This window comes from Pseudomonas sp., assembly GCF_049300855.1.
In the GTDB taxonomy this organism is placed as follows: Bacteria; Pseudomonadota; Gammaproteobacteria; order Pseudomonadales; family Pseudomonadaceae; genus Aquipseudomonas.
The window spans coordinates 422162-438487 of sequence record NZ_JBAQKH010000042.1; the positions used below are offsets into that span (position 1 = coordinate 422162).

Here is a 16326-nt window from a genome sequence, read left to right on the forward strand (position 1 = left end):
CAAACTGGTTTTACTCTCAGCCCATGAACATACAAACCGCTGTCCTGCCGCCCCACGCCGAAATGGTTCGCGCCATGCTCGAACGCGACACTGCCTATGAAGGCGTGTTTTTCACGGCGGTGAAAACCACCGGGATCTTCTGCCGCCCCAGTTGCACGGCGCGCAAGCCGAAACCGCAGAACGTCGAGTTCTTCGCCCATGCCGAGGATTGCCTGTCGGCCGGCTATCGCGCCTGCCTGCGCTGCAAACCCCTGGACGCCGCGGCCATTGCGCCGGACTGGGTGCAGCGCTTGCTTACCGCCGTGGAGGCCGATCCAGAGATGCGCTGGAGTGATGCGCAACTGCTCGCCGAAGGTATCGAGCCATTGAAGCTGCGGCGCTGGTTCAAGCAGCATTTCGGCATGACCTTCCATGCGTGGTTGCGCACGCGCCGCCTGGGCATGGCGCTGGGCGGGATCAAGCAAGGCACCTCGATTGATCACGCTGCGTTCGATTCGGGTTATGAGTCGCTCAGCGGTTTTCGCGACGCTTTTCAGAAGTCCTTTCACATCACCCCCGGCCGCGTCGCGCAGAGTGAACCACTGTTGTTCACCCGGCTGACCACACCGTTGGGGCCGATGATCGCCATGGCCGAGCGCCGGGGGCTGGTGTTGCTGGAGTTTCTCGATCGCCCGGCGCTGACCCGCGAAGTCGAGGAACTGCAGAACCGCTACGGCTACGCGGTCGCGCCGGGGCACAACGCGCATTTGCAGCAGATCGAGCAGCAACTGGCGGCGTATTTCGCCGGCAAACTCAGTGAATTCAGCGTGCCGCTGCACTTGCCCGGCAGCGAGTTTGCCCGGCAGGTCTGGTCAGCGTTACTGCAAATCCCCTACGGCCACACCAGCACCTACGGGGCCATCGCCGCCGGTTTGGGCAAGCCCGGCGCCAGTCGCGCGGTCGGTCTGGCCAACGGGCACAATCGGCTGTCGATTGTGGTGCCCTGCCATCGGGTGATCGGCGCAGATGGCTCGCTGACCGGCTATGGTGGTGGGCAGCCGCGCAAGGCGTTTCTGCTGCGGCTGGAAAACGCCGCCGTGCAACTCACCCAACAATTGGCATTCTGACCAACCCGATCAACTGACAAGAAGGATTTTTGATGAACGCGCTCGCTACGCAGTTTCACCAGTTGCACCAGCAAGGCCTGTTGGTTCTGCCCAACGTCGCCGATGCCACCGGTGCGCGACTGGTCGAGCACTTGGGCTGCAAGGCCGTGGCCACCAGCAGTGCCGCGGTGGCCTGGGCCCACGGTTACCCGGACGGCAACACCCTGCCCCTCGAACGTCTGGTGTCGACGGTGGAATCGATCGCCCGGGTGATCAGCATTCCGTTGACCGTGGACGTCGAGGCCGGTTACTCCGATGACCTCGGGCGCGTGGCCGAAGTGTTGGATGCGGTGATCGCGGCGGGTGCCGTGGGCATCAATATCGAAGATGGTTCGACGGATCCTGAATTGCTCGCGCGCAAGATCGAAGTGGCGCGGCAGGTTGCCGGCAAGCGCGACGTGCAGTTGTTCATCAATGCGCGCACCGATGTCTATCTGAAAAGCCTGGTGCCCGCCGAGGATCGCGTCGCCGAAACCCTGCGCCGCGCGGCACTCTATCAAGCGGCCGGCGCCGATGGTTTGTTCGCGGCGGGCGTCACGTCGGCCTATGAAATCGAGGCCATCTGCAAGGGCACTGCGCTGCCGGTCAACGTGCTTGGCTTTGCTTGCCTGCCGTCGCCGCAAGCGCTGCAAGCGCTGGGCGTGCGCCGCTTGAGCGCCGGCTCCGGCATCGCCGAATTCCTCTATGGCGCGATGGGCGGGCTGGTAAAAAGCTTTCTGGCCAGCGGCAAACTCGACACCCATGACCTCAAGGCGTTCACCTACGGCGAAGTCAATGGCTTGCTGAAATAGCATGGCCGACGCTTATGAAGCGGCCAGCGCGTTTCTGGCCGCGCTCGATCCGCACTGGCAGCGCCATATCGAAGCGGTCGGCCCGTGCCTGCATCAACCGCATCCGGCGCGCGATCCTTATGAGTCATTGGTGCGGGCGATTGCTTATCAGCAACTGCATGCCAAGGCCGGGGATGCGATTGTCGGGCGGCTGGTGGGGTTGTTTCCCGGGCAGTCGTTTCCGCGTCCCGAGCAGATTCTGGCGACTGATTTTGAGCGCATGCGCGGTTGCGGGTTTTCGGCGAGCAAGATTGCGACGATTCAGGGGATTGCTCAGGCGACGCTGGATGGCGTGGTGCCGGATTACGCCACGGCGCTGGCGATGGATGATGAGGCGTTGATTGAGCGTTTGGTCAGTTTGCGCGGGGTCGGTCGCTGGACGGTGGAGATGTTGCTGATCTACAGCCTGGAGCGCATCGATATTTTGCCGGCGGATGATTTTGGTGTGCGCGAGGGCTATCGGCGGTTGAAGGGGCTTGAGGTGCAGCCGACGCGCAGGCAAATGGTCGAGATTGGTTTGGCGTGGCGGCCGTATCGGACGGTGGCGGCGTGGTATTTGTGGCGGGTGCCGAAACTGTTGCCCTCACCCTAGCCCTCTCCCAGGGGGAGAGGGGACTGATTGGGGGAGATTGGGAGGTTACGCCGACTTGAAATAGCGTTTGTGAATCCATGATCGAAATAGGACCTTTGAGGCCATGGTTGACAAAGCGCTTGTAAATCCATGACCGGCAAGTCTTAGATCCATAATCGACTCGGTCTTTCAGGTCGATGTTTAACGCAAGACACCTCGGTCGGCCCCCTCTCCCGGAGGGAGAGGGCTGGGGTGAGGGTCAGCTTTTCACAGCCCGGACTTCAACCGACTGAACGCCCGGATCAGCGCCCGATTGAACGCCTTGCCATTGTCATTCTTGCTATACAACGTGGCCCTGACATCGGCCGAGGGATACGTCCCCGGATCATTGCGAATCGATGCATCGACCAACCCATCCGCCGCCGTAATAGCGTTGGCGTAATGAATGGTGTCGGTGATCGGCGCAATCACCTCCGGCGTCATCAAATAATCCATCAGCGCCAACCCGGCCTGCGGATGCGGCGCATCCTTGGGCACCACCATCGCATCAAACCAGATCAACGTGCCCTCTTTCGGAATCCGATAACTCAGCGTGAACGGTTTCTTCGCCGCCTCTGCCTGACCCGCCGCGATCGCCACATTGCCGTTCCACGACATCGCCACGCAAGTATTGCCGTTGGCCAGATCGCTGATATTCAGGTCATTATCGAAATAACGGATATAGGGGCGGATCTTCGCCAGTTGCAGCTCGGCGAGTTTCAAGTCATCGAGGTTCTGCCGGTTGATGTCCAGCCCCATGTATTTCATGACAGCGGCGAATACTTCGTTGGGATCGTTGAGCAGACTCACCCCGCAATCGGCGAATTTCGCCACCACCGCCGGATCGAACAACATCGCCCAACTGTCCGTAGGTGCATCCGGCAAACGTTGCTTGATCGCCTCTTCCTGAAACCCCACGCCGGTGGTGCCCCAGGCATAGATTCCTGCGTAGCGATTACCCGGATCGAACACCGCCATGTGCTGGCGAAACTCTTCACCGACCCCGGCAAAATGCGGCACCCGGGCCTTGTCCAGCGGCTGGATCGCGCCGCTTTCGATGGCCCGCGACAGGTGCTGGCCGGCGGTCAGCACCAGGTCGTAGCCGCTGCGCCCGGTGAGCAGTTTGGTCTCGACGGTTTCCAGCGAATCAAAGTGATCGGCGACCACGTGAATGCCGGTCTGCGCCTCGAAATTTTTCAGCGTATCCGGCGCCAGGTACTCGCCCCAGATGTACAGATTAACCACCGGTTTGGCGGTGTCGGCAGCCTGCACACACAAGGGTGCAAGCACCAGCAATAACGCTTGAGTCAGTTGGTGCAGGCGCATGTTCAGGCTCCCTTTTTCAGGCCGGCGTATTGCGGCATGGTGATGCACGCGACATTGCCGCCGCCAAGGAGGATTTCCCGGGAGTTTTCGATGCCGACGATTTTGTGCTGCGGGAACAGTTCGGCCAGCGTCGCCAACGCCACTTGATCGTTGCGATCACCAAACAGCGGCACCACGATCGAGCTGTTGCCGGCGTAGTAGTTGATGTACGACGCGCAGATTTTCGTGCCGGCCTGACGGGTGTGGGTGCTGTCCTGCTGATCGAGGCCGTCGGCTTCTTCGGCGGTCCACTCGAGCACGTCCGGTTGCGGCAGTTTGTGCACGATCAGCTCGCGTCCCCGGCTGTCGCGGGTGCTGCGCAGGATGTCGTAGGCTTCCTGATAGATTTCCCACTGCGGATCGTCGCGATTGTCGGTCCATTGCAACACCACTTCGCCGGGACGGACGAAACAGGCGAGGTCGTCGACATGGCCATCGGTTTCGTCGAACTTGCAGCCGCGTGGCAGCCAGATCACTTGCTCGGCACCGAGGTAATCGGTCAGGCGCCGGGTCACTTCGTCCTTGCCCAGATGCTGGTTGCGATTGCGGTTGAGCAGGCATTGTTCGGTGGTGAGGATGCTGCCCTGGCCGTCACTCTGGATGCCGCCCAGCTCGGCAATCAGCGGCGCGCGGTAACGGTCGAAACGCTCGATTTCGAGGATCTTGCAGGCGATCTGGTCGTCCTTGTCCCACGGGTAGTACAGCCCGCCGTCGAGACCACCATAGGCGTTGAACTCAAAATCCACGCCGCGCACTTCACCGCTCTGATCGTTGACCACAAAGCATGGGCCGCTGTCGCGAAACCAGGTGTCGTTGCAGGTCATCTCGACCACGCGCACTTGTGGCGGTAACTGCCGACGCGCCGTGGCGAATTGCGCAGCGGAGGCACACACGGTGACAGGCTCGCTGTGGGAGATGGCGGTGACGATCTGCACCCAGACTTTCTGCGCCGGTTTTGCGCCGTTGCGCCAGACGTCGGTGCGCTCCGGCCAGCCGAGCCAGCAGCCGGACTTGGCTTCGAATTCGCCGGGCAGACGGAAGCCGTCGTGTTTAGGGGTGGAGTCGAGCAAACGTGCCATGGTCAAACCTCGTCTTCGCGATGGGATGGGAATGACCACAGGCTAAGGGCGCACGCAGCGCGCCCGCCAACGATGATTATTACGGAACAGTTGAATTCAACTCATCAATCGACCAGTTGATCGTTGAACCATTCGAGCATCTGCGCCACTGCCGGACGCTCCAGCCGCAGCCGCTCGCAGACCAACGCGTACTGGCCGAGCGCGGTCATGCTGGAAGCGAAGGGCCGCACCAGTCGGCCACTTTGCAGATCCTCCTGCGCCGTGAGGTTGTCGCCCATCGCCACGCCCTGCCCTTGCGCCGCTGCTTCCAGCGCAAGGCCTGCATGGGCGAAATACAACTGACGTTGCGGGCGTTGATCGCCGGCGTGACTGGTCAACCAGGCGGTCCAGGTCTTGCCGTCCTGATCGTCGTGCAGCAGGCAGTGGCGGGCCAGATCCTTTGGGTTTTTCAAGGTGCCCTGGTTGAACAAACCGGGACTGCATACCGGGAAGAACTGCAGGGCTGGCAGCGGACGGACGAAGTAGGCGCTGCTGTCCACCGGACCAGTGCCGTAGGTGATGGCCAGATCGATGTCTTCGCCGGGGCCGGTGGCGTCGATCGGTTGTTCGTAGAGGTGCAAGGTGATGTGCGGGTAACGTGCATAGAAATCGGTGAGGCGGCTCATCAGCCACTTCTGCGCGAGTTCGGCGGTGACCGCCAGTCTGAGCACGGCCAGTGAGGATGGATCACGCAGCTCATCGCAGGCCTCGCCGATCAGTTCGAAGGCCTGTTGCAGGCTTTGCATCAGGCGTCCGGCGGCGATGGTTGGGCGGATTTGTCGGCCTTCGCGGATGAACAGTGAGACGCCGAGTTGTTCTTCGAGCTGGCGGATCTGATGGCTGACGGCGCTGTCGGTGACGCACAGTTCGGCGGCGGCCCGGCCGAAATGCGCGTGACGGGCGGCGCATTCGAAGGTGCGCAGGGCGGCCAGTGAGGGGAGTCGTCGCATGGGGGGGATCCATTTTTTTGGTCATGCTGACTGGCTCGTCGATATGAGTCCAGCCCGTTACCCTCACCCCAGCCCTCTCCCAGGGGGAGAGGGAGCCGATCGGGGGATATTGAAGATGTACGCCGACCTGAATGTGCTTCGGTGAATCCATAGTCGACTGGATTTTTCAGGTCGATGGATGACGCAAGACACCTCGGTCAGTCCCCTCTCCCTCTGGGAGAGGGTTAGGGTGAGGGGCTTTTGACTGTATCGCACTGTATACCCCGAAGCCGCAGACACACCAAAAGCACAATCCCCCACCCCGCCGACACACCCCCGATACACCCCAACGCTGAAATGCCCCGGTCGATTCACCTTGCCCAATCCACCGGAGATGCACCATGACAGCCACCTTCTCAACCGCCATCAAAGCCCTGCACCTGAACCTCGACCGCGCCGGCACCTGGCTCGCGCCGCTGACCCTGCGCCTGTTCATCGCCTGGGAATTCTTCGAATCCGGACTGGAGAAATTCAACGGGCAGAACTGGTTCGAAGACATTCAGGAGCGATTCCCCTTCCCCTTCGATCACCTGCCGGCGACGCTGAACTGGGAGCTGTCGATGTGGGCCGAACTGATCTGTGCGCTGGCGATTCTGGTCGGGTTCGGTACGCGCCTCTCGGCGATTTCGCTGATCGTGGTCACTGTCGTCGCCACCGCCGCCGTGCACTGGCCGGCCGACTGGTCGACGCTGAGCGAACTGGCGCAGGGGTATGCAATCACCAACAAGGGCTTCGGCAACTTCAAGCTGCCGGCGATTTACCTGGCGGCGTTGCTGCCGCTGGTGTTCGCCGGGGCTGGCAAGTTGAGTGTCGATGCGTGGCTGGCGCGGGTGTTCTGGAACAGAAGCACCCGCTGAGGCTCAATGCGCCCGGTCGAGTCCGGCGAGCAACGCGCTGTCACGGCTGTAGATGTCCGGCGCGTAACGCACACGCCCGGCACTGTCGACTTGCACGGTCCAGTAAGTCATCAGGATCGGCACCGGCGCCGACAAGCGGAATTCGTGGGTGGTGCCGGTGGCCAGCAAAGTCTCGGTGCGGGCCTTCTCTGCCGGAGTGAGCAGCAGGTCGCGCAGTTGCATCGGATGCTCGACCCTCACGCAACCGGAGCTGAAGGCGCGTGGGCCTTTTTCAAACAACGCCTTGCTCGGCGTGTCGTGCAGGTACACCGAGAAGGGGTTGGGGAAGCGGATGACCATTTGCCCCAACGGATTGCGCGGCCCGGCGTCCTGACGCAGGAGGATGTTGCCGGGGTTGTCCCAGTCGATGTCCGCTGCCGCCAGCGGCTGGCCGTTGGCGTCGAGCACTTGCAGATTCTGGCGGCTGAGGAAGGTCTGGTCCTTGCGGATCGCCGGCAGTTTGTCTTCCTTCCAGATGGTCGGCGGCACGGTCCAGGTCGGGTTCAGGGTCAGGCGTGTCACGCGGGATTTCAGCAGCGGCGTCTGACGTTCGGCGCGGCCGACCTGAGTGCGTGTCTGCCACACCGGCACGCCGCCCTGATACAGCGTCAGTTCGGCGGCAGCCACGTTGACCAGCAAGCCATCGGGTTCCATGTCCTGAGCCATCCAGCGGAAACGCTCGAGGTTGACCCGCAACTGTTCACGGCGGGTCAGCGGACTGATGTTGAGTTCGGCAATCGTCCCCGGCCCGACCACACCGTCAGCCTGCAAGGAATGGTTGGCCTGAAAACTCTTCACGGCCTCTACCAGCGCGCCGTCGTAGGCGTTGTCGGGGGTGCCAATGACGTGAGTCAGATAGCCTTCGTTGTACAGACGCTGAGCCAGTTCCGGCACGCGTTTGTCTTCCATCGCCGGGCGCAGCAAAGGGCCGTTGCCAACGGCCTGCCACTGCGGCAAGGCTTTCAGGCGTTGCGCGGCATACAGGTGACGCAGGTTTTGATATTGCGCCAGACGCGGACGGGCCAGATCGAACGCCGCCGCGATGTCGTGCATGCCCGGCACAGCGATGGCGAGCAATTGCGCCTGGCGGTCGCGCGGTGCCTCATCGGCATGCCACAACGGTTCGAAGTGCGATTGCAGCAGGCGCCCGTAGTGCAAGTCTTGCAGGGCCTGGAGGTAGTTGCGACTGATGTCGATGTCGGCACACAACTCGCCGTCCTGGGGCACCGTGGTCGCGATCGGGTAACGTTTTGGATTGAGGCCATCGTCGGCCAACAACTGCAATTGTGCGTGCAAGGCCGGCAATCGTGCAGCCTCACTGGCCCACACCGGCATCCAGTCCTGTTGCGCGTAGAACGCCTGCAACTGCGTCAACGCCGGGCCGTTGAGGTGCGCGGCAATCGCCGGGCATGACTGCGGCAGACTGATCAACACTGCTTGCAACGGACTCTGCGGCTCGACCGGCATTTCTGCTGGCGGCGTCGGCAATGTCTCCAGCGGCGGCAGCGGCTCATCGGCACAAGCGACAAACGGCGCAGCGAGCAAACAAATGCTCAAGTAGCATGCGTACTTTTTGAACAACTGCTTTACTCCAATCCATGGCCGTCTAGATGATGGCCAACCTTACATCAGGTGCGCTGAACAGTCAGGCTCGATCAACGGGCTTGCCGGTATTGACTGGGAGTCAGGAGCCAAAGTGCCAAATAAGTAGCAAGTGAGGACACTTTATAAAATGTTGACGTTTTTGCGCCGACTTCTGTTGACCACCGCGACCCTTGTCGCCGTGTCCAGTCCAGTTTTTGCCGCCGGCAAGCCATCGCCGGTTCTCTACACCAGCCTCGCGCACGCCGCGCCAGAACTCAATCCCCAGGCGCTGAAAGGTGCTTTGAACGCCATGCAATGCGCGGTCAACAACGGGGCGAAGCCGTCCCGCCATCTGGCGATCATCGATTATTCGCAACCGTCGACTGAACGCCGTCTGTGGATTTTCGACCTCAGCAAAAAGAAATTGGTACTGCGCGATCTGGTTGCCCACGGTTCCAATTCCGGGGAAAACTTCGCCACGCAGTTTTCCAATGTCGAAGGCAGCTACCAGTCCAGCCTTGGCCTGTTCCGCACGCAGGAAAGTTACAGCGGCACTCACGGCTATTCTTTGCGCATGGACGGTCTGGAGCCGGGCTTCAATGACATGGCCCGTGATCGCGCCATCGTCATTCACGCCGCCAGTTATGTGAATCCGTTGTGGAGCAAAAAACAGGGGCGCATCGGCCGCAGCCAAGGTTGCCCGGCAGTTCGGCCGCAGATTGCCAGGCAGGTGATCGACCGGTTGAAGAATGGCCAGTTCATGTTTTCGTGGTACCCGGATCAGCGCTGGTTGAAGTCTTCGCCTTATTTGAACTGCCAGCCGCAGCAGGTGGCGAGCATTCTCAATACTCACGCCAGTTAACGGCACACCCTGTAACCCTGTGGGAGCTGGCTTGCCAGCGATAGCTGTGGATCAGTCAATGAAAATTTTGACTGTGCCGGCATCATCGCTGGCAAGCCAGCTCCCACAGGATTAGCGTTTAGCCTGGAAAATCTTCACACACCGTTTCATTACAACTTTGTCATTCAGCTGTCGGTTTGCCGTGCGGATCGCTCGGTAGCCTGATGTTGTCCCGGCGCCAATGCCGATCAACTTCGACCACTGAGTGACTGATCATGAAAAGCCTTCTGCTCGCCTTCACCGCCCTCCTCGCCACCGGCAGCGTGTTCGCCGCAAACATGCCCGATACCGCCGTGATTCATGACAAATCCGGCTTCTACGTCAATCTGGATGTCGACAAAGTCCTGTCCAGCACCGATATTTCACAAGCGTGCGGTGTGGTCCCGGCGCAATTGAATTACCTCGACCATCGGGGCCGCGAACATGTGCTGGACTATCAGGTACAAGGCAGCGGCTGCATCAATGACCATTGAGACTGATCGATGAATATTCTGGTTGTCGAAGACGAACCCAAGGCCGGCAATTACCTGCTCAACGGTTTGCAGGAACTGGGTTACAGCGTCAGCCTCGCCCGCGACGGTGCCGACGGTCTGCACCTGGCGCTGGAACACAGTTTCGATGTGATCGTGCTCGATGTGATGATGCCGAAAATGGATGGCTGGGAAGTCCTGCGCCGGCTGCGCAAGGAAGCCGACACGCCGGTGCTGTTCCTCACCGCCCGCGATGACATCGCCGACCGCGTCAAAGGCCTCGAACTGGGCGCCGACGATTACCTGATCAAGCCTTTTTCCTTCGCCGAACTGGTCGCGCGCCTGCGCACCCTGACCCGCCGTGGGCCGATTCATGAAGACGAACAATTACAAGTCGCCGACCTGCAGATCGACGTGCTCAAGCGCCGCGTGAGCCGCGCCGGGGTGCGCATCGCCCTGACCAACAAGGAATTCGCGTTGCTGCAATTGTTCGCCAGCCATACCGGGCAGGTGCTGGCGCGCTCGCTGATCGCCTCGCGGGTCTGGGACATGAACTTCGACAGCGACACCAACGTGGTCGATGTCGCCGTGCGCCGCTTGCGGGCGAAGATCGACGATCCGTTCCAGCTCAAGCTGATCCACAGCGTGCGTGGCATCGGCTACCGCTTCGATACGCAGCCATGAGCGGCCGTCGCCCGTATTCCCTGACCCTGCGCCTGGCGCTGGTGTTCGCCCTGCTCGCCTTCGCTTCGCTGGCCGGCCTCGGCGCGGCGCTGTATGGCGAACTCGAAGAGCAACTGACGCGCCGCGACGACATCTCGCTGGTCAGCCGCGTCGATCAACTGCGTACCTTCCTCAACGACAGCAACACACTGGAGCTGATCAAGAACAAACCGGCGCTGTTCCAGAACATGCTCGGCAACCGCGAAGCCTTGCTGACCATCGGTGCACCGGGGCAGCCGCCGCTGCTGGTGGTCAACCCGGGTAATCTGAAGCCGCCGACGTTGCCGGCGGTGCCCATCGATCAGGCGATGACGCTGAAAGACGTGCAGCATCTGCCGAGCGTCGACGGTGTGCCGTTTTCGGCGGTGGCGGCGAGTATCGATTCCGGCGAACTGGGCAATCTGCAAGTCACCACCGGGCGCCTGATGAGCGAGCGCACGGCGATGCTCGCCAACTACCGCTTGAGTGTTTATGGCCTCGCCTCGCTGGCAGCGCTGTTGTTGGCAGTGGTCGGATGCCTGCTGGTGTATCGCGGTTTGCTGCCGTTACGGCGACTGGCGAAACACGCCCACGGTATCGGCGTCGGCAACCTCGGTGAACGCCTCGACAGTCATGGTTCTCCTCGGGAGTTGCAGCCGATGATCGAGGCGTTCAACGCCATGCTCGATCGCCTCGCCAAGGGCTTTGCGCAGTTGAGTCAGGTGTCCACCGACATGGCGCATGAGTTGCGCACGCCGATCAACAATCTGCTCGGCGAAACCCAGGTCGCGCTGCAGCAGAACCGCAGTGTCGAGGCCTATCAGCAATTGCTCGCCTCCAACGTCGAAGAGCTCGAACGCCTGACACGGATGCTCGACAACATGTTGTTTCTGGCCCGCACCGATCCGGCCAGTGCCTTGAGCCAGCGTCAGGAACTGGATGCGGCGGATGAGATGCAGCGCATTGCCGATTATTTTGAAGGCCTGGCGGCGGATATCGGTGTGTGCATCGAGGCCCGTGGCAGCGGTGTGATCTGGGCCGAGCCGATGCTGCTGCGGCGTGCGTTGGCCAACCTGTGCGCCAATGCGATCAAGTACGGCGCGGCGGATTCGACGGTGCAGGTGGAGGCGATTGCCGAGCCGGACGGCGCTTACCTGCGGGTACGCAACCACGGCACAACCATTGCCCCTGAACACTTGGCGCGGCTGTTCGAACGCTTCTACCGTGTCGATCAGTCCCGTGAGCGCTCGGCACAATCCAACGGTCTGGGCCTGTCGATCGTCGCGACCATCATGCAATTGCATCAAGGCCGCTACAGCGCCAGCAGTGCCAACGGCATCACCTGCTTCGAACTGTTTTTCCCGGCCCGGCAACCATCGTCATTGCCTGTTAAACCGCCATCGCTGGCAAGCCAGCTCCCACAATGATAGGCGCTGAATCCAAATCTCCGGCCAACCCAAAACCCTGTGGGAGCTGGCTTGCCAGCGATGAGGCCAGCTTGATCAACATCAACTTTCCCTTACCCGCAGCTATCGCGAGCAGGTCGAATCGGCGCGCTGTCGCTCCCACAGCTTGATCTCGGCTCGGCTGACGATCAGCGCTATCAGCATCAACGCCACCGCGACGCCAAAAGTGATGTGCAATCCGCTGGCAATCGCCGTTGCCGGCGCCTGTGTCGGATCGCCCGCCGCCAGCGCAAACACCGCGCCCATCACCGCCGCGCCAGTGATCAAGCCGAGATTGCGCGCCAGCCCGAGCATCGCCGAGACCACGCCACGCTGCTCCTGACGGACACCCGCCATCAACCCGGTATTGTTGGACGCCTGAAACAACGCATAACTGATCGCGACCACGCTGATCGACAGCAAATATGCCGGCAGCCCCAGACGCATCGGCAACAGTGCTAACAAGCCGCACCCGCAGGCCAGCCCGAGCAACGCGCCCGGGACGATCCGCCGTGCACCAAAGCGGTCCACCAAACGCCCGGCCGGTACGCCGCCAAACGCAGACAACAACGGCCCGACCGACAACGCCAACCCCGCCATCGCACTGCTCAGGCCCAAGCCACGGCTCAGATAAAACGGCCCGACCACCAGCGTGGTCATCATTACGGTCGTCACCAGCAAGGTCAGCGCCAGACTGCTGCTCAGTCGCGCGTCGCTAAACAGCGACAAACGAATCAACGGCGCCTTGGCCTTCATCTCGACCAAAATAAACAACCCTGCGCCGCACAAGCTGGCCAGCAGCAACGGCAACATCAAACCGTCAAGCGTCATCGCCAGCGCATAGGCCGCCAGCGTCAGCACCAGCACGGCGCTGCCAGAATAATCGAACGCTGCGCGCGGCCCTGTTGGCCGATCCGCTGGCAAAAAGCGGTACACCAGCCAAATATTGAGCAAGCCCAATGGCACGTTGAGCAGAAAAATCGCCTGCCAGCCGACATGCGTCATCAACAGGCCGCCCAGCGACGGCCCAAGACTGGTGCCAGTCGCCGACATCGTTGCCAGCAACCCCATCGCGCTGCCCGCCCGCGTCTTCGGCACCGCATCGGCCACCGATGCCACGGTCAAGGCAAACATGATCGCCGCGCCAACACCTTGCACCGCCCGTGCGCCGATCAACCAGCCAAGCCCCGGTGCCAGCGCACAGGCCAACGAGGCACTGGTGAAAATGCCGATCCCGATCAACAGCAATCGCCGCCGGCCGACGCCGTCACCCAGACGCCCGACACTGACGATCAATGTGGTGATCGCCAGCAGGTAGGCCAGCACGATCCATTGCACCTGCGCGAACGTCGCCTCGAACGCCGCCGCCAGAATCGGCAACCCGGCGTTGGCGATGCTGGTGTCCAGCGACGGCATCAACATCGACAAGGCCAGACTGGTCAGCGCCCATCGGGCGGGTGTGCTCAGGGGTTCGCGGGGCATGAGGGGCTCGCAGGGCAAAGGTGATGCGTCATAGCGTGAGCCTCGACAAGGCAAGGCGCAAGACGCATGCTTTGCACTCAATACCTGCATGGAACGCCATATCATGACCGCACCGGACCTGAACCTGCTGATCACCCTCGACGTCTTGCTGCGCGAAGGCAGCGTCGCCCGTGCCGCCAAATGCCTGCGGCTGAGCCCATCGGCGATGAGTCGCGCCCTCGCCCGTCTGCGCGAAACCACCGGAGATCCGTTGCTGGTGCGCGCAGGTCGTGGCCTGGTGCCGACGCCGCGCGCTCTGGAACTGCGCGAACGGGTCAGTCATCTAGTGCAGGAAGCCGAGGCGGTTTTACGCCCTGCCGAGGTGCTCGACCCGCGCCGATTGCAACGCACCTTTACCCTGCGTAACACCGACGGTTTTGTCGAAACCTTTGCCGCCGCCCTGCTTGCGCGCATCGCCGAAGAGGCGCCCGGCGTGCGCCTGCGTTTTGTGCAGAAAGCCGACAAGGACAGCACGCCGCTGCGCGAAGGCCGCGTTGATCTGGAAACCGGGGTGGTCGACGACAGCACCGACCCGACGCTGCACAGCCGCATCCTGTTTCAGGATCAGTGGATTGGCGTGGTGCGCGAGGGGCATCCGTTGAGCGCGGGGAACGTCACCAGCAAACGCTTCGCGGGTGGACAGCACATTCTGATTTCTCGACGCGGGCGCAGCAGCGGCCCGGTCGACGAAGCGTTACTCGCGCTCGGCCTGACACGGGACATCGTCACTTCATTCGGCGGATTCTCGGCGGCGCTGACGCTGGTGCGTGAATCAGAGCTGATCGCCACGGTCCCGCAAAGGCATACGAGCAAACTGCGCACCGGCCTGCACAGTTTCGCCCTGCCCTTCGCGATGCCGGACATTAGCGTGTCGATGCTCTGGCATCCGCGCATGGACGCCGACCCGGCGCATCGCTGGTTGCGCGATTGCGTGCGGCAGGTCTGCGCTTAACGCGCGTCGCCACCCGCTGGTTTGTAGAAGAGGAATTTTTTCGTTTCGGCAGTCTTGCGGTACTCCTTGGCCCAGCTCGGATGCACATTGCGGTCATGGAAATACAGCGCGCCGTTGGTGCGATCCTTGAGTTGGCGGTTCAAAGCCTTGCGGGCGATATCCTTGGCCAGCGTGTATTCGGCATCTTCCTTGACCTGATCCGGCTTGCCGTCGCACCACCAGGAAAACTGGCAGCTCTTGGTTTCCGAACCTTGTTTGACGACAGCACATACCGTGTCGGGAAAGCCCTCGTGACCGAGGCGATTCATCACCACACTGGCCACGGCTTCCATTTCCGGAGTGTCCTTGCCCTTGGCTTCCCAGTAGATACTGCGCGCCAGACAAGTGATCGGATCGTCCAGCGGCGCCGCGCCGGCCGGGTCGACCGCTTGCACTTCGGTCGGGGTGATCGCTTCGGCTTTCGGCGCCGGCGCGGCGCTGACTTTGTCCGCTGCTTTCTCTTCCAGCACTTGGGCTTTTTCTTCAGCCTTTGCTTTGATCGGGGCCTGATCGGTGGCCCATGCAGAGCCGGCCAACAGGGTAAATACCAGACATCCAGCCAAGCCTTTCAATCCCATGTCAGTTCTTCCGGCAGCGCCCGAGTCGGGCAAGGTATTACGTCGGGGAGACACCCGGTTTGCGGGGGCTTCGGTGAGTGTAGACGGCAAATCCATCGGCAAAGTTGCGCAGAAAACAGGCCGAATGAAGAAAAAAGACATTGCACTCACCGGGGGCCTTTCGCGCATCATGGGCGCATTCAGCTCAAGGGAGATTTCCATGCGCTTCATGCCATTCGTTTTGCGTTGTGCCGCGTTGTCCGTGGGCGTTGTGTTTGCCATTCCAGCCATGGCCGGTGATGAGTCGCAACTGATCGAGTCGATCAACAGCTACCGCAGCCAGCCGCAGCGTTGCGGTTCGCAGGCGTCGAACGAACTCGCGCCTTTGTCGGCCGATCCGCGTCTGAGATTACGCGCCACCGGTGCCGTCGATCTGCAGCAAGCCATGGCCAGCGCCAGTTACCCGATGGTCAATGTGCAGGCGATCACCCTCAACGGTCCGCGTGATGCGGCGTCGGCGATGAAGGCGATTCAGGAGAGTTTCTGTCAGGTGGTGCTTGATCCGCAGTTCGTCGATGTCGGTGTCAGCCGTGATGACCGTGACTGGCGCATCGTGCTGGCGCGGCCACTGTTGTCGGCCAAGTTGGGCGATGCGCAAAGTGAGGGGCAGAAGTTGCTCAGTGAACTCAACGTCGCCCGCAGTCAGGCGCGGCAGTGTGGCGGCCAGGCTTTCGCTGCGGCTGCACCGCTGGCCTGGAACGCGACACTGGGCACGATTTCCCAGGATCACAGCCGCGACATGGCCAACAACAATTACTTCGACCACAAGGACCGCGACGGCCGCACCCCCGGCGATCGCGCGGAACTCGCCGGTTACAGCGGCCAACAGGTCGGCGAAAACATCGCCGCCGGGCAAGACACCGTGCACAAAGTCGTCGAAGGCTGGCTCGCCAGCCCCGGCCATTGCGCCAACCTGATGAACCCGCAATACCAGGAACTCGGCGCCGCCTACGCGACCGATCCGAAAAGCAGCGCAGGCATTTACTGGACCGCGATGTTCGGCGCCCAGTAAGCCGCACTCAAGTTCACCACCCTCCCCTGTGGGAGCGAGCTTGCTCGCGAAGAGGCCAGTACATTCAACATCAACGTTGTCTGACCTGACGCCTTCGCGAGCAAGCTCGCTCCCACAATGTTCGGTGCAG

At 61.7% G+C, this 16326-nt stretch carries 16 protein-coding genes; 10 read left to right on the forward strand and 6 right to left on the reverse strand.

The window, feature by feature from the left end; translation table 11 throughout:
* The first annotated feature begins 23 nt into the window (after positions 1 to 23).
* Genes WA225_RS23125 through WA225_RS23135 form a run of 3 tightly spaced genes read left to right on the forward strand, consistent with a single transcriptional unit; the run spans position 24 to position 2567 of the window.
* Positions 24 to 1106 carry a bifunctional transcriptional activator/DNA repair enzyme AdaA gene (locus WA225_RS23125; protein WP_422609777.1) on the forward strand — a complete coding sequence of 361 codons (1083 nt, stop codon included), beginning with the start codon at positions 24 to 26 and terminating at the stop codon, positions 1104 to 1106.
* A 32-nt stretch (positions 1107 to 1138) separates the two neighbouring features.
* Complete coding sequence (locus WA225_RS23130) at positions 1139 to 1936, forward strand: isocitrate lyase/PEP mutase family protein (protein ID WP_422609778.1); 798 nt, start codon at positions 1139 to 1141, stop codon at positions 1934 to 1936.
* A gap of 1 nt (position 1937) precedes the next feature.
* The gene (locus tag WA225_RS23135) at positions 1938 to 2567 is read left to right on the forward strand and encodes a DNA-3-methyladenine glycosylase family protein (RefSeq protein WP_422609779.1); all 630 of its coding nucleotides are present in this window, start codon (positions 1938 to 1940) and stop codon (positions 2565 to 2567) included.
* 246 nt (positions 2568 to 2813) lie between these two features.
* Here WA225_RS23135 and WA225_RS23140 read toward each other — a convergent pair whose 3' ends face one another.
* From WA225_RS23140 to WA225_RS23150, 3 genes are all read right to left on the reverse strand, one after another.
* Positions 2814 to 3911 (reverse strand): extracellular solute-binding protein, encoded by a 1098-nt coding sequence (locus WA225_RS23140; protein ID WP_422609780.1) that lies wholly within the window; start codon positions 3909 to 3911, stop codon positions 2814 to 2816.
* A gap of 2 nt (positions 3912 to 3913) precedes the next feature.
* Positions 3914 to 5029, reverse strand: a complete 1116-nt coding sequence (gene aguA / locus WA225_RS23145; RefSeq protein ID WP_422609781.1) for an agmatine deiminase — start codon at positions 5027 to 5029, stop codon at positions 3914 to 3916.
* A 104-nt stretch (positions 5030 to 5133) separates the two neighbouring features.
* Positions 5134 to 6018 (reverse strand): LysR substrate-binding domain-containing protein, encoded by an 885-nt coding sequence (locus WA225_RS23150; protein ID WP_422609782.1) that lies wholly within the window; start codon positions 6016 to 6018, stop codon positions 5134 to 5136.
* A 380-nt stretch (positions 6019 to 6398) separates the two neighbouring features.
* Between WA225_RS23150 and WA225_RS23155 the strand changes: the two genes are divergently transcribed.
* Positions 6399 to 6914 carry a DoxX family protein gene (locus WA225_RS23155; protein WP_422609783.1) on the forward strand — a complete coding sequence of 172 codons (516 nt, stop codon included), beginning with the start codon at positions 6399 to 6401 and terminating at the stop codon, positions 6912 to 6914.
* 3 nt (positions 6915 to 6917) lie between these two features.
* Here the strand turns inward: WA225_RS23155 and WA225_RS23160 are convergent, their stop codons facing one another.
* Positions 6918 to 8534, reverse strand: a complete 1617-nt coding sequence (locus WA225_RS23160) for a L,D-transpeptidase family protein (RefSeq protein ID WP_422609784.1) — start codon at positions 8532 to 8534, stop codon at positions 6918 to 6920.
* A gap of 151 nt (positions 8535 to 8685) precedes the next feature.
* On the opposite strand from WA225_RS23160, the gene WA225_RS23165 reads away from it, so the two are divergent.
* The 4 genes from WA225_RS23165 (at position 8686) to WA225_RS23180 (ending at position 12037) form a co-directional block, all read left to right on the forward strand.
* Positions 8686 to 9399 carry a murein L,D-transpeptidase catalytic domain family protein gene (locus tag WA225_RS23165; protein ID WP_422609785.1) on the forward strand — a complete coding sequence of 238 codons (714 nt, stop codon included), beginning with the start codon at positions 8686 to 8688 and terminating at the stop codon, positions 9397 to 9399.
* Between the two features lie 254 nt (positions 9400 to 9653).
* The gene (locus tag WA225_RS23170; RefSeq protein ID WP_422609786.1) at positions 9654 to 9911 is read left to right on the forward strand and encodes a DUF2790 domain-containing protein; all 258 of its coding nucleotides are present in this window, start codon (positions 9654 to 9656) and stop codon (positions 9909 to 9911) included.
* Positions 9912 to 9920: 9 nt separating this feature from the next.
* Positions 9921 to 10592, forward strand: coding sequence for a heavy metal response regulator transcription factor (locus tag WA225_RS23175; RefSeq protein WP_422609787.1), 672 nt, complete (start codon positions 9921 to 9923; stop codon positions 10590 to 10592).
* Positions 10589 to 12037: a heavy metal sensor histidine kinase gene (locus tag WA225_RS23180; protein ID WP_422609788.1), complete on the forward strand. Its 1449-nt coding sequence runs from the start codon at positions 10589 to 10591 to the stop codon at positions 12035 to 12037. The genes WA225_RS23175 and WA225_RS23180 overlap by 4 nt, the downstream gene beginning before the upstream one ends.
* Positions 12038 to 12139: 102 nt before the next feature.
* Here WA225_RS23180 and WA225_RS23185 read toward each other — a convergent pair whose 3' ends face one another.
* The gene (locus WA225_RS23185) at positions 12140 to 13537 is read right to left on the reverse strand and encodes an MFS transporter (RefSeq protein ID WP_422609789.1); all 1398 of its coding nucleotides are present in this window, start codon (positions 13535 to 13537) and stop codon (positions 12140 to 12142) included.
* 103 nt (positions 13538 to 13640) lie between these two features.
* Between WA225_RS23185 and WA225_RS23190 the strand changes: the two genes are divergently transcribed.
* The gene (locus tag WA225_RS23190; RefSeq protein WP_422609790.1) at positions 13641 to 14528 is read left to right on the forward strand and encodes a LysR family transcriptional regulator; all 888 of its coding nucleotides are present in this window, start codon (positions 13641 to 13643) and stop codon (positions 14526 to 14528) included.
* On the opposite strand, the gene WA225_RS23195 is transcribed toward WA225_RS23190, so the two are convergent.
* The gene (locus WA225_RS23195; protein WP_422609791.1) at positions 14525 to 15145 is read right to left on the reverse strand and encodes a cell wall hydrolase; all 621 of its coding nucleotides are present in this window, start codon (positions 15143 to 15145) and stop codon (positions 14525 to 14527) included. The genes WA225_RS23190 and WA225_RS23195 overlap by 4 nt on opposite strands.
* Positions 15146 to 15353: 208 nt before the next feature.
* Here WA225_RS23195 and WA225_RS23200 point away from each other — a divergent pair, with 208 nt between their 5' ends.
* Entirely contained in the window at positions 15354 to 16196 is an 843-nt protein-coding gene (locus WA225_RS23200; RefSeq protein WP_422609811.1) for a CAP domain-containing protein, read from the forward strand.
* Positions 16197 to 16326: the final 130 nt, after the last annotated feature.